Here is a 15823-nt window from a genome sequence, read left to right as displayed (position 1 = left end):
TTACGCGACGCCTGCTTTCGGCTTATTAGGGCGACGGCGACGCGGCTTGCTGGCAGCACCTTCGGCTTTTTTCACCGGCGGTAAACCAGCCGCTTTGCGGACATCACTCTTCTGCGAGCTGCTACGGCGATTCGCAGGACGATGCTGGGCAGGGCGCGGGCGATCAGCTTCCGCATCCTTGGCAATCTCGGCGGCGGTCAATTGACGGGTCGGTGCAACACTGATGGTTGGCAATGTTTCACGCGGCAATTGCTGCTTGATGAGTTTTTCGATGCCTTTCAGGAAACCGTATTCTTCCGGCTCCACCAGTGAAATCGCTTCACCCGTTGCGCCTGCACGCCCGGTACGCCCGATGCGGTGTACGTAATCTTCCGAGACATTCGGCAGCTCGAAATTGATAACGTGCGGCAACTGTTCAATGTCCAGACCACGTGCAGCGATGTCGGTTGCCACCAATACACGGATATTGCCTTGCTTGAAATCGGCCAGTGCTTTGGTTCGCGCCCCTTGGCTTTTGTTGCCGTGGATAGCGGCGGCGGTAACACCATCACGCTCAAGCTTTTCAGCCAAACGGTTCGCGCCGTGCTTGGTACGCGAGAAGACCAGCACTTGTTCCCACTGATTCTCACGAATCAAATGACTCAATAAGGACGTTTTACGGGCTTTATCAATCAGGTAAACCGACTGTGTAACCGTCTTGGCTGCTGCATTGCGCGGGCTAACCGAGATTTGTACCGGGTTATTCAACAAGCCCTTGGTCAGTGCAACGATGTCATCGGAAAACGTGGCAGAGAACATCAGGGTTTGACGACGCTTCGGCAGCAACGCCAGAATCTTGCGGATGTCGCGGATGAAGCCCATGTCCAACATGCGGTCAGCTTCGTCCAGCACCAGCATTTCCACTTGGGAAAACCTCACGGCATTCTGGTCGTACAAGTCCAGCAAACGCCCCGGTGTTGCCACCAGTACATCCAACCCACGGCGCAAGGCCATCATTTGCGGGTTGGCACTCACGCCACCAAACACCACGGTAGAGCTGATCGGCAGATGCTTGCCGTAGTCACGCACGCTTTCGCCAACCTGTGCCGCGAGTTCGCGGGTTGGGGTAAGCACGAGGGCGCGAATATGATTGGATTTAGGCTGGTTGCCGTTAGCCGAAAGCAAGTGCAGCATCGGTAAGGTGAAACCAGCAGTTTTGCCTGTGCCCGTTTGCGCAGCAGCCATGATGTCACGACCAGAAAGGACGGCAGGGATACCTTGTGCTTGAATGGGAGTTGGGGTGTCATAACCCTGTTCGCTGATGGCACGCAACAGCGGCTCGGACAAGCCGAGTTCAGAAAATAGCATTGTTTAATTAACCTCGTTCCTCAGCCAACCATTGGCTGTAGGGATATTGGGTAAGACGGACGTTGTAATAGCGTTCCAGATGTGAAACTTCCCTACCTGCCCAAGTGGGCATGGGAATTACGTCGTCCGGCGCATCGAGTTCGACTTCCGCGACAATTAAGCCTGCGTTGTCACCGTGGAATTCATCGATTTCCCACAGTTTGCCGCCAAACTCGACGAAATGGCGGGTCTTTTCAATCAGCGGGCGGGTGCATAGCTGATCCAGTAATTCCGTCGCATCAGCCAACGGAATCGCGTATTCGTATTCAGGGCGCTGTACGCCAAGCGTCATGCCCTTGATATTGAGCGTTGCGGTGTCATCGGCAATGCGTACCCGTACTGAAGCGTGTTTGCTACTGCTCAAATAGCCTTGCCGGAAAGTTTCTGAACGGCTGATCAAAGCCCGCCATGCATCCGACACCAATAAAAATTTACGTTCGATTTCAGTTGCCATTAGAACTTCACTAAGGCAGAACCCCAGGTAAAGCCGCCGCCGAAAGCTTCCAGCAAGACGATTTCACCGCGTTTAATGCGTCCGTCACGCACGGCAGTGTCCAAAGCCAGTGGCACGGAAGCAGATGAAGTATTGCCGTGTGACTCGACCGTCACTACCACGTGATCCATCGGCATATCCAGTTTTTTGGCGGTGGCTTGAATAATGCGGATATTGGCTTGATGTGGTACTAACCAGTCCACATCGGCTTTGGTCATGCCGTTAGCTTCAAGGGTTTCATCCACAATGCGCCCTAAGGTATTGACGGCTACTTTAAATACTTCGTTGCCGCGCATTTGCAATTGCGGGCCATCGCGTTGCAGTACGTCTAAATCCCGCGAAATGCCACCATTCACATTCAATAATTGGTCGTAAGCGCCATCGGCGTGAACGTGCGTGGACAGAATGCCCGGTTCCTCACTCGCCTCGATAACGATAGCACCTGCGCCATCGCCAAACAAAATGCACGTCCCGCGATCTTCCCAGTTCATGATCTTCGACATGGCTTCTGCACCCACTACCAGAGCGCATTTGCTCGTGCCAGTGCGCACAAACTTGTCAGCAATACTCAAGGCAAAGACAAAGCCAGCACAGGCTGCATTGACATCAAACGCCGCCGCCCCGTTGCGAATGCCGAGCTTGCGTTGCAGCAAACAAGCGGTACTCGGAAACACTAAGTCGGGGGTGGATGTGCCGACAATAATCAGGTCAACATCTTCAGGATTTTTACCCGCCATTTCCAAGGCACGACGGGCAGCATGTTCTGCCATATCGGAGGCGCTTTCCATCTCGACAACGTGACGTTCACGGATACCAGTACGTTCAAAAATCCACTCATCCGTGGTGTCGACCATTTTTTCGAGGTCTTTATTGGTCAGGATTTTTTCCGGCAAGTAACTGCCAGTACCCGTAATACGCGAATACATCATGCTTTCTGCCTCTGTGCGAGCAACTGTTCTAACTGCTTGTGAATACGCTGCGGGACTTTTTCGATAATTTCGGTGCGGGCAATGCCAATGGCGTTGGCAAAGGCCACACTATCAGCACCGCCATGACTTTTGACCACGATACCCTGCAATCCCAACAAGCTTGCCCCATTATAACCTCTGGGATCAAATTTGCTGCGAAATGATTTGAGCACGGGCATCGAAATGAGCCCCGCCAATTTGGTGAACAGGTTGGCTTTAAAGCCTTGCTTAAGATGAGCAGAAATCATTTTTGCCAAACCTTCGCTGGTTTTGAGGGCAACATTACCGACAAAACCATCACACACCACCACATCGACATTACCGTGGTAGATGTCATCCCCTTCCACATAGCCGATGTAATTCAACGGGCTACCTTGCAACAAGGCATTAGCGGCTTTGACTTGCTCGTTACCTTTGATGGCTTCTTGCCCGATATTAAGCAAGCCAACTCGGGGGTTAGGGTTGTTGTCGATGGCTTTGGTCAGTTCTGAACCCATCAAGGCAAATTGGTAGAGGTGCTCTGCTTCCGAGTCGACATTCGCCCCTAAATCCAACATGTGGGTGTGGCCTTTCATCGACGGCAGGATGCTGCAAATCGCCGGGCGATCAATACCGGGCAAGGTTTTCAAGACAAAACGGCCGGTTGCCATGAGTGCACCGGTATTGCCTGCACTGACCGCAGCACCCGCTTCACCGGTTTTTACCAAATTAATGGCAACGCGCATCGAGGAATCTTTTTTATTTTTCAGGGCAATGGCGGGTGCTTCATCCATCAGCACCACTTGGGAAGCGTGGTGGATGGTTAAATGATCCGTAGGCGTTACGTTATGCTGACTCAGGGCTGCCTTGACCTGGGTTTCATCACCCACCAGGATCAGCGCAATGTCATTGTATTGTTTCAAGGCTTCCAATGCGGCAGGAACCACCACCGATAACCCATGATCTCCGCCCATCGCATCCAGCGCGATGCGATACCGTTCAGCCATGCTATCCCCTCTCCTGAAAAAAAATCGCGGGTCAAGCCCGCGATTTTGTACGATTTCTACAACTGACCACTTAGGCTTCGTCGTCCACTTCAACCGCTGCTTTGATGATCTGACGACCACGGTAGAAACCGTCTTTAGTCATGTGGTGACGCAGGTGAGTTTCACCAGACGTTGCATCAACTGACAAGGTAGGGTTCTTCAGCGCATCGTGTGAGCGACGCATACCGCGTTTTGAACGAGTCATTCGAGCTTGACCGACTGCCATCGTCTGTTACTCCGTTTTTTTCCAATCTTTTAAAACTGCAAAGGGATTTTTTTTGGCACTTGCCGCAACATCATCCACTTGCTCACTTTCTGTGACAGGCTCATCCGACGGCAAAGCTTCAATCAGCTTGCGTAACGGTTCACACTGCTCGTGCTTTGCCACTAAGGGCAAGGCCAGAAGAATTTCATCTTCAACGAAATCCTGTATAAACAGCCGTTCATCCTCGATCAGCCAAGCTTCTAAGCCTTCCTGTTCGGGACGTTCATCCGACTCAAACGTTGTCAGTGCTACTTGTAGGGGTGCATCAAGGGCAATGGTTACCGGCTGCATACAGCGTTGGCATTCCAACACGATATTACCACGGATATGACCCTTGATCATGGGACGTTTCCCAACACTGCGGGTAAAGTCCAATGTCACCTCGACATCTTCTGTGCCAGCCAAGGCAATCTCTGCCAAACGCGGCAATTTTTGCAACGGCATAACACCGGCTAAGCATCTTTCTTGCTCAACCAGTTTAAAAGGATTAACGTCTACGGGTAGTCTATTCAACATAAGCGCGGGATTATATGAATCCAGCCTATGATGTGTAAAGAAATTTCTGTTTTTTTATTGGGATACTCTTCAACGATGACGATAACGCGAACATTAGTCCTTGGCTCCACTTCCCCTTACCGGCGCGAATTAATGCAGCGCCTGCATACCCCCTTCGAGACTGCCGCCCCGGATATTGATGAAACCCGGCTGCCAGGCGAAAGCGCCCGCGACATGGTATTGCGCCTTTCCTTGCAAAAAGCCCAAGCGGTAGCCGCGCAACACCCTGATGCCCTGATCATTGGCTCTGACCAATGCGCGGTCTTGCACGAGCAAATCATCGGCAAGCCCGGCAGCCATGAAAATGCCGTCAAACAATTACAGAATTCTTCGGGGGAAACGGTCGCATTCCTCACCGGCTTGTGCCTGTATGACAGCCGTGATGGCAGTTACCAACTGGATGTCGTGCCGTTTTCAGTGGATTTTCGCGAATTGACGGGTGCTGAAATTGACGCTTACTTACGAAAAGATCAGCCGTATAACTGTGCAGGCAGTTTCCGCTCGGAAAGCTTGGGGATTACCTTATTCAAGCGGATGCACGGCGACGACCCCAGCGCATTGATGGGGCTGCCGCTGATTCGTCTGAGCGAAATGCTCAAACAGGCAGGTATCAACTTACTTGAAGAAACCCCTCCCCAGCCCTCCCCTTATCAGGGAAGGGAGTAAGAATACGATCTTGTTCCTCCCCTGATAAGGGGAGGTTAGGAGGGGTTTCTCTTCAACTCTTCCCGCAGTTGCGCCAAGACCGGGGCGGTTGACGGGCGGACACCACGCCAGATAAAAAATGCTTCGGCGGCTTGTTCCACCAGCATCCCCAAACCATCCAGCGATTGGGCAGCGCCTTGCGCCCTGCCCCATGTCACGAATGCGGTGGGCTTCGCGCTGTACATCATGTCGTAAGTACACCCATCCGCAGCCAAACAGCCAGCAGGCAGTGGCGGCAACTCCCCCTGCAAGCTGGCAGCCGTGCCATTAATAATCAGGTCAAACTGACCGTCAATATCCGCAAAACCACCACCGGACACCTTGCCGAATTCAGCAAAATCCTGTGCCAGTTCCAGCGCCTTGCTGGCAGTGCGGTTGGCGATGAACAGGCTGGCAGGCTGTGCTTCCAACAAAGGCTGCAAGACACCGCGCACTGCACCACCTGCGCCCAACAGCAGGATACGTTTGCCTTGCAGGGCAATACTGTGGTTCTGCTGAAGGTCACGCACAATCCCGATGCCATCCGTGTTATAGCCAACCATCGTACCATCTTCACTAAACGCCAGCGTGTTGACGGCTTTGGCGCGGGCTGCGTAGTCGGAAAGCTCATCCGCCAGTTCCCACGCTTCCTGCTTATAGGGCACGGTGACGTTGCAGCCTTTGCCGCCTGCCACGAGGAACATCATCACATCCTGCGCGAATTCTTCCGGCTCGGAACAGATCGCGCCGTATTCGACCGCGCCGCCGGTTTGCTCACCAAACAGGGTGTGGATGCGCGGGGATTTGCTGTGGGCAATGGGGTTGCCGAAGACCGCGTAGTTATCAACCATGTTTCAACCACTCAGCAACCTGCTTGGCGTAATACGTCAAAATACCATCCGCCCCGGCACGCTTCATGCCCAACAAGGCTTCGAGCACACAAGCCTTTTCGTTGATCCAACCATTCATGCCTGCCGCTTTCAGCATCGCGTATTCGCCGCTGACGTGGTAGACGTAAGTCGGGGCTTTGAACTCTTCTTTAATGCGGCGCACGATGTCGAGATACGGCATTCCCGGCTTGATCATCACCATATCCGCGCCTTCCTGCAAGTCGAGGGCGACCTCCCACAAGGCTTCATCGGAATTGGCAGGATCCATCTGGTAGCTGTATTTATTGCCACCCTTCAAGTTGGTCGCCGAACCTACCGCATCGCGGAACGGCCCATAAAAACTGGAGGCATACTTCGCGGAATAAGCCAGAATGCGCGTATTCAAATGCCCGTGCTGTTCCAGCACATCGCGGATTTCACCGATACGCCCGTCCATCATATCGGAAGGGGCGACCACATCCGCGCCCGCTTCTGCGTGAGACAGCGCCTGCTTGGTCAACGCCGACACGGTTTCATCGTTGAGGATATAGCCGTTCTCATCCATCAAACCATCCTGCCCGTGGGAGGTGAACGGGTCGAGCGCCACATCCGTAATCACGCCCAACGCTGGCACGGCGGCCTTGACCGCCCTTACCGCACGTTGCGCCAACCCATCCGGGTTCCACGCCTCCTCGGCTTTATCGGTTTTGGCTTCCTGCGGCGTGACCGGGAAAATCGCTATCGCCGGAATACCCAGATCAAAGGCTTCCCGCGCTTCTTTTACCAACAGATCAATACTGATGCGCTCCACACCCGGCATCGAGGCAATCGCTTCACGCTGATTCTCGCCTTCCATCACAAAGACCGGCCAAATCAGATCATTCGCGGTCAGTACATTTTCGCGCATCAAACGGCGGGAAAAATCATCACGGCGCATCCTGCGCATACGGGTATAAGGGAACATTCCGGGGTAAATTGCCATTACAAGCCCTGTTGGTGGGTGAAAGATCGCTTATTTTGCCCGTTTGTCGGGGGAATGCCAACTATTCGGCATGATCACCACTGGGTGCTTCCGCTATACTTGGCCTGTATTCCCGAAAGGTACGGCAAAAATGAAAAAACTCCCCATTGGCATCAGCACCCTCAGTAGCATCCTCAACGATGATTGCGTCTACGTGGACAAAACTGCGCTGATTCACCAACTGGTCAACAGCGGCACGTATTACTTTCTCTCCCGCCCGCGCCGCTTCGGTAAATCCTTGCTGGTCGACACCCTCAAAGAACTGTTCGAGGGCAATGAACCACTGTTTCAAGGATTAGCGATTCACCCGTTATGGGACTGGACGAAAAAACACCCCGTCATCCACATCACCTTCAACGACGGCGTACATACCGACCGGGCGCAACTGGACACATTCATAGTAGGGCAACTCAAAAAGAATGCCGAACGGCTAGGGATCAAACTACAAGAAGGACTGATTTCACAACAATTTGTGCAGTTGATTGAAGACAGTGTACAAGCCTACTCACAGCCCGCCGTGGTACTGATCGACGAATACGACAAGCCCATCCTCGACCAAATCAATAACCCTGCCCGTGCCGCCGAACTGCGGGATAGCTTGAAAAACCTCTATTCGGTGCTGAAAGGGCGCGACAAGCTACTGAACTTCGTACTTCTCACCGGCGTGTCCAAATTCTCCCAAGTCTCTCTCTTCAGCGGACTAAACAACCTCAACGATATTACGCTGGATGCCCGTTACAGCGCCCTGTGCGGCTACACCCAACGCGAACTGGAACATAACTTCCGTGAACACCTAGCCGGGGCAGATATGCCGCGAGTACGTGAGTGGTATAACGGTTACAACTGGTTAGGTGAATCGGTCTACAACCCGTTCGACATCCTGCTATTCATTGACAAAGGCCAGCAATTCCGCAGTTATTGGTTTGAAACAGCCACACCCAGTTTCCTGCTGAAACTGTTAAAAAGCGGACGCTATTACCTGCCAGAACTGGAACGTTTCAAGGTACATGAAACCCAACTAGGCAGTTTTGACGTGGATAAGATGACAGCCGAGGTATTGCTGTTTCAAACAGGCTACTTAACCATCCACAAAACGCTTCAGATGGGCAACCAACTTGGCTTTGAATTGGGCTATCCTAACATTGAAGTAAAGCTCAGCCTCAACACGCATTTACTGAGCGAACTCACTCCTACATCCAGTCATGCCGCCCAAGTAGGCTTCAAAATCTACCAAGCCTTAGCAGATGGCGAACTGGAAGCCTTACACCACATTTTGAACGCCTTTTTCGCCAGCATTCCTTATCAGTGGTATACCAATAATGCGCTTGACCAATACGAAGGCTATTACGCCAGCGTATTCTACAGTCACATGGTCGCGTGCGGAGCACAAACCATCGCCGAAGACAGCACGCATTTCGGGCGCATCGACCTAACCGTAATAGTGGAGAATAAAGTATTCATTTTCGAGTTCAAAGTGCTGAATAGCGAACAGAGTGACGGAAGTGCAATGGCACAAATCAAAGCCAAACACTACGCCGACAAATACCGTGACGGGCGCGAGTTATACTTGGTAGGCATCGAATTCAGCAAACAAACCCGCAATATCGTCGGGTTTGAATGGGAGAAAATCTAACTCACACCGACGATTCACCGTATGCCGCTGCATCCACCAGCACACAAGCATCGGCACGTACCGCCGCCGCAATCGGCAAGTGCTCACCGTTACGCCATTGCGCCATTGCCTCAGCCTTGCCCTGCCCCGTTACCAGCACCAATTGCTGCCGACAATGTTGCAAAGCCTCCACCGTCAAGCTTACCCGATCAGGCGGCGGCTTCGGCGCATTGTGTACCGCAGTCGTTAAGCCAGCAGCAACCGCGAACCCCGGAAACAAACTCGCGGTATGCCCGTCTTCACCCATGCCCAACATCACCATATCAAACGGCAACTTGTCGTGGATGGTCTGCGCATAAGCCGCCGCCGCTGCTTCCGCCCCCAATTCTGCTGGAATCGGGAAACGGTGCGGGGTAGGCAAGCTCATCTGCGAATTGCGTTCCAGATGATCAACTGGCAAGCAACGCTCATCGCCCCAGAAAATTTCCCACTTATCCCAATCCTGCACGGTTGCCGCCAGCAAAGTATACGCCCGCTGCGGCGTGCCGCCCCCCGCCATCACCAACCGGAACACACCACGCTCGCGAATCGCCGCCTGCGCTGCTGCTGCAATTTCAGCACACGCTTGTTGTGCCACTGCTTCCGCATCCACCAATACTTGAGTATCCACCGATAACATTATTCGCTTCCTTTACCATTGCACGACAGCGAATGCCGCCATCCTCTATCCGAATCACCAAAAATCTTTTCTGCCGCTTTGGGCCCCCAGCCACCTGCCGGGTATTGCAGCGGCAATTGCTCATCTTCCGCCCAACGTTGCATCACCGGGTCAACCACCGTCCACGCTGCCTTTACTTCATCGTAGCGCAGGAATAGCGAACGGTCGCCCTTGATCACATCCAGCAACAATTCCTCGTAGGCTTCCGCCTTGCGCTCACCGGGCGTACTGACCGAGGCATCCATCACGATCTGGCGGGTATGCATTTCCAGCCCCGGCACTTTCGCGGAAATTTCCATGCGCACCGCGTCTTCCGGCTGGATACCAATCAGCAACCAATTGGGATGCGGCTGATAAATGCCGCTGCCCTGAAACAGTTGCATCGGCGGCTGCTTGAAACGCACCGCCACCATGGAACGGCGTTCCTGCAAACGCTTGCCGGTACGCAGGTAAAACGGCACATCCTTCCAGCGCCAGTTGTCGATGTAGAGCTTCATAGCCGCGTAAGATTCGGTATGACTCCCCGCCGCGACGCCCTCTTCCTGCAAATAACCGGGAACAGCGACACCTTTAACCTCACCTGCCGCGTATTGCCCGCGTATCGCATGGGTCGCAAGCTGTTCCAGATTCACCGGGCGGATGGATTGCAGCACCTTAACCTTTTCATTGCGCAAGGCTTCAGCCTCCATCGACACCGGCGGTTCCATTGCCAGCAAGGCCATGACTTGCAGCAAATGGCTCTGGATCATGTCGCGTACCGCGCCACCGCTATTGTCGTAATAGCTGGCACGCCCATCCACCCCCACGGTTTCGGCATGGGTAATCTGGATATGATCAATGTGGTAACGGTTCCACAAGGGTTCGAGGATCAGGTTGGCGAAACGCAGCACCAGCAAGTTTTGCACCGCCTCTTTGCCGACGTAATGGTCGATACGGTAAATCTGCTCTTCCTTGAGCTGGTCACTGAGGCTATGCTGCAATTCGCGGGCGGATTCCAGATCGTGTCCGAAGGGCTTTTCGATCACCATGCGCCGCCAGCCGTGGGATTCTTCCAGCAATTGCGCTGCTGCCAAGCCTTCCGTGACCGTCACGTACAATTCCGGGCTGACCGATAAATAGAAAACCACGTTATTGGCACATTCGCCATCGTTGCCGATCCAGTCACCCAGCGACTGATAGAACGCCGCTTCTTTCAAGCTACCCGACAAATAATCCAGACGCTGAATGAAGCTGTCGAGTGAGGCATCTTCCGCGATGCCACTCTCAACAAACTGCTTGCGCACCTCTATCTGCCAGGTTTCCTGCGTAAACGGGGTGCGCCCACAGCCGAGGATTTCCACATCCTCCGCCATGTGCCCCATGCAATGCAGTTGGTACAGTGCTGGCAACAGCTTGTTTGCCGCCAGATTGCCGGTTGCGCCGAAAATGACGTAGGCGTGGGAAATACCGCAACAACTCATGCCATTTGCTCCTCGGAACCATCGCCGTTCCAATGTGTATGGAAAGCCAGCGCCGGGTCACGGTCAGTACGCTGATAGGTATGCGCCCCGAAGTAATCGCGTTGCGCCTGCAAAATATTGGCAGAACCCGCCGCACAGCGATAACCGTCATAGAAAGATAATGCAGCAGACAATGCTGGGGCAGGCACACCCTGCATCACCGCCAGCGCCACGGTTTTACGCCAACCCGCTTCCGACCGTTTCAGCTCCCCGATAAAAAACGGGTCTTGCAGCAAGCTTTGCGGCACAGGCTCACGCGCAAAACTGGCCTTGATGTCGCCCAGGAAACGGCTACGGATAATGCACCCGGCACGCCACAACAAAGCAATATCACCGTAGGCCAGATTCCAGCCGTATTCCTGCGCAGCAGTTTGCATCAGCATGAAACCTTGCGCATAAGACACCAACTTAGCGGCGTAAAGCGCGTCGTGGATAGCTTCCAGATACGCCTGATGCTGCTCGGCGGAAACAGGTTCCGCTAAGCCACCCAGTAATTTGGCGGCGGCGACGCGCTCATCCTTACGGGCAGAGAGCATCCGCGCATGGACAGCTTCCGTCACCAGCGTAAGGGGAACCGCGTGTTCCAGTGCATCCTGTGCCGTCCACAGCCCCGTGCCTTTTTGCCCGGCGCGGTCGAGGATTTTGGTCACCAACGCACTACCGTCAACATCTTTGTGGCGCAAAATTTCGCTGGTAATTTCGATCAGGTAGGATTCGAGCTTGCCCTTGTTCCATGCCGCGAACGTGTCCGCCATTGCGTCGAAATCCATCCCCAGTGCGTGTTGCATCAGGTGGCAGGCTTCCGCGATCAGTTGCATATCGCCGTATTCGATGCCGTTGTGCACCATCTTGACGTAGTGACCGGAACCGCCTTCGCCCAGCCATTGGCAGCAGGCTTCGCCATCCACTTGCGCGGCGGCTTTCTGGAAAATGTTGCGAATCTCAGGCCAAGCCTCAACAGCACCGCCGGGCATCATCGAAGGGCCGTGACGTGCACCCTCTTCTCCGCCAGAAATGCCCATACCAACGAAAAGGATGCCTTCTTTTTCAGTGAGTTCTTTCCAGCGGCGGCTAGTGTCTTTGTAGTTGGAATTGCCGCCGTCGATAATGATGTCATTGGGGTTAAGCAGCGGCAGCAGTTGCTCGATCACTGCATCCACCCCGTGGCCTGCGGTAATCATCAGCAGTACAATACGCGGGCTATCGAGCTGGTTGACGAATTCGGACAGCGTTTCAGCGGAACGAATGGCGCGACCTTGCGCATGTTCCTGCATGAATTGTTCGGTGAGGGAATAGGTGCGATTGTAAACGCTCAGGGAATAGCCTTTGTCGTTCAGGTTCAGCGCCAGGTTGGAACCCATGACGCCAAGGCCAATCAAGCCGAGATTGCTAGTAGTGGTATCCATGCCTACCTCGTTGTAGTGTTAATGTGTGGTGGTTGGTTGGGATAAGGATAGCAGAAGAACCTGCAACGTTGGAAACAGGTATTATTTTACAATATTTTTGAGAGTTGAGGATAAGCATCCATTGACACCGTTATTATTCATCGAGGCACTCTCCATCCGCTTCAATACCCCGGAGGGTAGTGTCGAAGCCGTGCGCGGGGTAGATTTGCAACTCGCAGCGGGCGAAACCCTGGCAGTGGTAGGCGAATCCGGGGCGGGCAAAAGCCAGTGCTTCCACGCAGTGATGGGCTTGTTACCACGCAATGCCCACACCAGCGGTCGCGTAACCTTTGCCGGAACGGAATTGCTGGGTCAGCCACCACGCATCCTGAACCAGTTTCGGGGCAAACGTATGGCGATGATTTTCCAAGATCCGATGACGGCGCTGAACCCGCTGCTCACCATCGGGCGGCAACTCACCGAAGTGTTGGAAGTGCATCAAGGCATGAACGCGAAGCAAGCACGCCATCACACCATCACCATGCTGGAACAGGTGCGCATTCCCGATGCTTCCCGGCGTTTCCACAGCTATCCGCACGAACTTTCCGGCGGAATGCGCCAGCGGGTGATGATCGCAATGGCCTTGCTGTGTGAGCCAGAATTGCTGATTGCTGACGAGCCGACTACCGCGCTGGATGTGACAGTACAATCGGAAATCATGGCATTACTACGTGACATCCGTGCCCAGCGCGAGATGGCTGTCGTGCTGATTACCCACAACCTGCCACTGGCGGGGGGGTTGTGTGACCGGGTAGCCGTCATGCGCCACGGACAGGTGGTGGAAACGGGCGAAGTCAACGCCCTGTTCCAGCAGCCACAGCACCCTTACACCCGCACCTTATTACAAGCTGCACGGCACTGAACATTTCACAGACATAAGAGTCTGATACTGGGAGCTATCGTCAAAAGAAACAACAAAGGGGGTACATAATGAGTCTATCAACTTACAGCGCACCGGCATGGCTACTACTTATCGCCAGCCTGTTGCCTGCCAGTGGCTGCGCGGATACCGCAGCGCTCGCGCGGGCAGCCACTACGCCTACCAATACATTCGCCGCACTTTGGCAACCAGGCTGGGCTTGCGGAAAAACGGCAAACGTCAACCGCGCATTCTTGCGCTCCCTCACCGACAATAATGCCTTGCATGGTTATGCTTTGAACGGTATTCCCCTACCCATTTTGCTGGGACAAAACCCTGAGCAGTCGGGCGCTATCCTGTTCGCCAAGTACAACGGAAAATGGCAGGCTTACCCGATTGCCGATGGCAGCGTGGTGCTGGCAGCGTACAGCACACCAGCCTTCAACCGCCTGATGCTGTTTGCCACCGGAGGACGTGAAGGGCCGGGCAACGACTATCTGGTACTGTACGGCAAAAACCAGCTCCGTGACTTCGGCTGCGCGACAGCACCCTTCCCGGCAGAATTGAGCCGCCCGAACTGGGGTAACACTTATCCCGGCTTGCACGATTTCAATATGGATACCCAAGGGCGCGGCACACTGATTGCCGCCGCAAATATTGTAGAAGGCAACACTGATAGCAAACACTGGTATCAATATACCAGCAGTGATTGGGGAAGAAGCTGGGGTAAAGCACTGAATTTAAAGGCTCTGCCGCCCCCCAAACAGGGAATTTTCCTGCCGCTTCAAGAAGTGCCTGCGTCACCGTGGTTATTGAATAACCTGTTGAACAGCACACCGTAACGGTTTTTGCTACTTTAATGCTGTACTAGACCATGCCGCGCAAACACATTCAGCAAGTGCTTGACGTTAGCGCTGATCTCCTTCTCCAGACCCTTGCCGCTGGTTTGCGCCTGCCTGCCACCGGGAATGGGCACGTTTCCCGCGACAACCTCGGCAATCAGGTAACTGACCAGTTCTGGAACTGTGCGGCTACCATCCAACTCTTGCAACAAGTAACTGGAAAAGCTATCCAGACTCATCACCTGATGACGAATACTCGCCACACATTCCCACCCTTGCGCGGCCTGTAAACGTGCCAGCGCTGTCGCTTGTGGGTGCTCAGGCCATTCGGGGCGGTGCAAGCAGGGTGTCAGATGCGCATAGACTGCCCGGTAGCTGTACAGGCTAAACAATTCACTCACCAACTCGCTACGCGCTTCGGCAAATGCCTTGCCGCCTGCTTGCCGTACCTTGGTAGCAGCCTTGGCATACAATTCCTCAAAATCCGGGGTGTAAGGGTGCACATCCTGTAAATACAATAACGCCGCCTTGCTCAAGGGGTGTGTAACGCTCAACTCATTATTATCTGCCGTCAGGAAAATGACGGGCTTGGTATTGTTGAGGTTTTCCTTGCCCTTGAGACGCAAATTTGCGCTGTAAAAATACGCAGTAAACACGTCAATATCAATGGCACGTTCCAGCGGCAAATCTGCCCGGCACAACACACTCTTGCGGAAGGCACGCATTTGCACAAAATCCATCCATTGTTCATGCTGCAAGGGGTCTTCAATATCGGCAAGGGCTGTTTGCGCGGGCTGGCTCAGGGTGGTATCGAACAGGGTATGCAGGTCGGTTTCACACACGTATTGCAGCTCATGCCGCCCAGCATCCGCGAGGAATTCACTGAACAGGAAAGCATTGTTTTCACCCGCCAAATACTCGTGCAGCAGATAACTGGGGTGGGCAGCCAACAGGTAGGTAATTTCTTTTTGCACGTAATGCTGACTATCGGCTGCCGCCCCTTGCAAAGCCTGCTGCAAGCGTTCCAGTGCGGCAATCGCGGTATTGTATTTAGCTGCTGCCCCTGTTACCTCGCGAGTAGCGTGCAGCAACAGATCACGTAAACTGCCGCGCATCCGCCAGCCGGGTAACAGGTTGTAGCTGATGTAGGCCAAGCCATGCGGTGTCAGGCAATCCCGCGTCAGTTGCAGGATTTTTTCACGCACGAGAGGCGGAACCCACGAATACACCCCGTGCGCAATAATGTAATCAAATTGCCCGATTCGGGCTGCGTCGAGTTCGAGAATGTCGCCCACTTCCAGCCGGATATTGGGCAATTCCAGCGTGCTGACAATGCGTTGACCAATGTCCACTTGGGCGGCGGAAAGCTCTACGCCCACAAACTCACTTTGCGGCAAGTGCCAAGCCATCGGGATAAGATTACCGCCAGTGGCCGAACCCAGTTCCAACACCCGGCATTGCTGCGGGGAAGTAGTCTGGATACCAAACAAACGCCCTAACGCCGCCAGATTACCGGGATGCGTCTCGGGAAACGGGTTGGTTTCGTAGGTAAGCTCATCATAAAAATCGACCATACAAACAA

The 15823-nt window shown here is 53.9% G+C and carries 16 protein-coding genes; 4 read left to right on the top strand and 12 right to left on the bottom strand.

Features of this window, described 5'->3' with window-relative positions:
- The 6 genes from J9253_RS03060 to J9253_RS03035 form a co-directional block, all read right to left on the bottom strand.
- A complete protein-coding gene (locus tag J9253_RS03060) occupies window positions 1-1347 on the bottom strand; it encodes a DEAD/DEAH box helicase (RefSeq protein ID WP_210223253.1) in 1347 nt (448 codons plus the stop codon).
- 7 nt (window positions 1348-1354) lie between these two features.
- On the bottom strand, window positions 1355-1840 hold the full coding sequence (locus J9253_RS03055) for a CYTH domain-containing protein (protein ID WP_210223252.1): 486 nt from the start codon (window positions 1838-1840) through the stop codon (window positions 1355-1357).
- A complete protein-coding gene (locus J9253_RS03050) occupies window positions 1840-2808 on the bottom strand; it encodes a beta-ketoacyl-ACP synthase III (RefSeq protein WP_323128869.1) in 969 nt (322 codons plus the stop codon). Before J9253_RS03050 ends, J9253_RS03055 begins: the two co-directional genes overlap by 1 nt.
- Complete coding sequence (plsX, locus tag J9253_RS03045; protein ID WP_210223251.1) at window positions 2805-3833, bottom strand: phosphate acyltransferase PlsX; 1029 nt, start codon at window positions 3831-3833, stop codon at window positions 2805-2807. The genes J9253_RS03050 and plsX overlap by 4 nt, the downstream gene beginning before the upstream one ends.
- A 70-nt stretch (window positions 3834-3903) precedes the next feature.
- Window positions 3904-4098, bottom strand: a complete 195-nt coding sequence (gene rpmF, locus J9253_RS03040) for a 50S ribosomal protein L32 (RefSeq protein ID WP_210223250.1) — start codon at window positions 4096-4098, stop codon at window positions 3904-3906.
- Window positions 4099-4104: 6 nt separating this feature from the next.
- Window positions 4105-4581: a YceD family protein gene (locus J9253_RS03035; RefSeq protein WP_228291492.1), complete on the bottom strand. Its 477-nt coding sequence runs from the start codon at window positions 4579-4581 to the stop codon at window positions 4105-4107.
- Window positions 4582-4728: 147 nt separating this feature from the next.
- On the opposite strand from J9253_RS03035, the gene J9253_RS03030 reads away from it, so the two are divergent.
- Window positions 4729-5358, top strand: coding sequence for a Maf family protein (locus J9253_RS03030; RefSeq protein WP_210223248.1), 630 nt, complete (start codon window positions 4729-4731; stop codon window positions 5356-5358).
- A gap of 35 nt (window positions 5359-5393) precedes the next feature.
- Here J9253_RS03030 and aroE read toward each other — a convergent pair whose 3' ends face one another.
- Both aroE and hemB read right to left on the bottom strand, forming a co-directional pair.
- Window positions 5394-6227 (bottom strand): shikimate dehydrogenase, encoded by an 834-nt coding sequence (gene aroE / locus J9253_RS03025; RefSeq protein WP_210223247.1) that lies wholly within the window; start codon window positions 6225-6227, stop codon window positions 5394-5396.
- On the bottom strand, window positions 6220-7227 hold the full coding sequence (hemB, locus tag J9253_RS03020; RefSeq protein WP_210223246.1) for a porphobilinogen synthase: 1008 nt from the start codon (window positions 7225-7227) through the stop codon (window positions 6220-6222). The genes aroE and hemB overlap by 8 nt, the downstream gene beginning before the upstream one ends.
- A 130-nt stretch (window positions 7228-7357) precedes the next feature.
- Here hemB and J9253_RS03015 point away from each other — a divergent pair, with 130 nt between their 5' ends.
- Window positions 7358-8899 (top strand): ATP-binding protein, encoded by a 1542-nt coding sequence (locus J9253_RS03015; RefSeq protein WP_210223245.1) that lies wholly within the window; start codon window positions 7358-7360, stop codon window positions 8897-8899.
- A gap of 1 nt (window position 8900) precedes the next feature.
- On the opposite strand, the gene pgl is transcribed toward J9253_RS03015, so the two are convergent.
- The 3 genes from pgl to gnd are packed head-to-tail and all read right to left on the bottom strand — an operon-like array spanning window position 8901 to window position 12501.
- Window positions 8901-9557 (bottom strand): 6-phosphogluconolactonase, encoded by a 657-nt coding sequence (gene pgl / locus J9253_RS03010; protein ID WP_228291491.1) that lies wholly within the window; start codon window positions 9555-9557, stop codon window positions 8901-8903.
- A complete protein-coding gene (gene zwf, locus J9253_RS03005) occupies window positions 9557-11056 on the bottom strand; it encodes a glucose-6-phosphate dehydrogenase (RefSeq protein ID WP_210223244.1) in 1500 nt (499 codons plus the stop codon). Before zwf ends, pgl begins: the two co-directional genes overlap by 1 nt.
- Window positions 11053-12501 (bottom strand): decarboxylating NADP(+)-dependent phosphogluconate dehydrogenase, encoded by a 1449-nt coding sequence (gene gnd / locus J9253_RS03000; protein WP_210223243.1) that lies wholly within the window; start codon window positions 12499-12501, stop codon window positions 11053-11055. Before gnd ends, zwf begins: the two co-directional genes overlap by 4 nt.
- Window positions 12502-12622: 121 nt before the next feature.
- Between gnd and J9253_RS02995 the strand changes: the two genes are divergently transcribed.
- Together J9253_RS02995 and J9253_RS02990 are read left to right on the top strand one after the other, a co-directional pair.
- Entirely contained in the window at window positions 12623-13402 is a 780-nt protein-coding gene (locus J9253_RS02995) for an ATP-binding cassette domain-containing protein (protein ID WP_210223242.1), read from the top strand.
- Between the two features lie 68 nt (window positions 13403-13470).
- Window positions 13471-14241 carry a hypothetical protein gene (locus J9253_RS02990; protein ID WP_210223241.1) on the top strand — a complete coding sequence of 257 codons (771 nt, stop codon included), beginning with the start codon at window positions 13471-13473 and terminating at the stop codon, window positions 14239-14241.
- A gap of 14 nt (window positions 14242-14255) precedes the next feature.
- Here the strand turns inward: J9253_RS02990 and J9253_RS02985 are convergent, their stop codons facing one another.
- Window positions 14256-15815: a methyltransferase regulatory domain-containing protein gene (locus J9253_RS02985; RefSeq protein ID WP_210223240.1), complete on the bottom strand. Its 1560-nt coding sequence runs from the start codon at window positions 15813-15815 to the stop codon at window positions 14256-14258.
- Window positions 15816-15823: the final 8 nt, after the last annotated feature.

It is taken from the genome of Thiothrix litoralis (genome assembly GCF_017901135.1).
GTDB lineage: Bacteria > Pseudomonadota > Gammaproteobacteria > Thiotrichales > Thiotrichaceae > Thiothrix > Thiothrix litoralis.
This window is presented reverse-complemented; position numbering and strand designations above follow the sequence as displayed.

Excerpts from the sequence above, each read along its gene's own strand:
- J9253_RS03060 (WP_210223253.1), bottom strand. The coding sequence starts at position 1,347 with ATGCTATTTTCTGAACTCGGCTTGTCCGAGCCGCTGTTGCGTGCCATC.
- J9253_RS03055 (WP_210223252.1), bottom strand. The coding sequence starts at position 1,840 with ATGGCAACTGAAATCGAACGTAAATTTTTATTGGTGTCGGATGCATGG.
- J9253_RS03050 (WP_323128869.1), bottom strand. The coding sequence starts at position 2,808 with ATGATGTATTCGCGTATTACGGGTACTGGCAGTTACTTGCCGGAAAAA.
- plsX (WP_210223251.1), bottom strand. The coding sequence starts at position 3,833 with ATGGCTGAACGGTATCGCATCGCGCTGGATGCGATGGGCGGAGATCAT.
- rpmF (WP_210223250.1), bottom strand. The coding sequence starts at position 4,098 with ATGGCAGTCGGTCAAGCTCGAATGACTCGTTCAAAACGCGGTATGCGT.
- J9253_RS03035 (WP_228291492.1), bottom strand. The coding sequence starts at position 4,581 with ATGCCGTTGCAAAAATTGCCGCGTTTGGCAGAGATTGCCTTGGCTGGC.
- J9253_RS03030 (WP_210223248.1), top strand. The coding sequence starts at position 4,729 with ATGACGATAACGCGAACATTAGTCCTTGGCTCCACTTCCCCTTACCGG.
- aroE (WP_210223247.1), bottom strand. The coding sequence starts at position 6,227 with ATGGTTGATAACTACGCGGTCTTCGGCAACCCCATTGCCCACAGCAAA.
- hemB (WP_210223246.1), bottom strand. The coding sequence starts at position 7,227 with ATGGCAATTTACCCCGGAATGTTCCCTTATACCCGTATGCGCAGGATG.
- J9253_RS03015 (WP_210223245.1), top strand. The coding sequence starts at position 7,358 with ATGAAAAAACTCCCCATTGGCATCAGCACCCTCAGTAGCATCCTCAAC.
- pgl (WP_228291491.1), bottom strand. The coding sequence starts at position 9,557 with ATGTTATCGGTGGATACTCAAGTATTGGTGGATGCGGAAGCAGTGGCA.
- zwf (WP_210223244.1), bottom strand. The coding sequence starts at position 11,056 with ATGAGTTGTTGCGGTATTTCCCACGCCTACGTCATTTTCGGCGCAACC.
- gnd (WP_210223243.1), bottom strand. The coding sequence starts at position 12,501 with ATGGATACCACTACTAGCAATCTCGGCTTGATTGGCCTTGGCGTCATG.
- J9253_RS02990 (WP_210223241.1), top strand. The coding sequence starts at position 13,471 with ATGAGTCTATCAACTTACAGCGCACCGGCATGGCTACTACTTATCGCC.
- J9253_RS02985 (WP_210223240.1), bottom strand. The coding sequence starts at position 15,815 with ATGGTCGATTTTTATGATGAGCTTACCTACGAAACCAACCCGTTTCCC.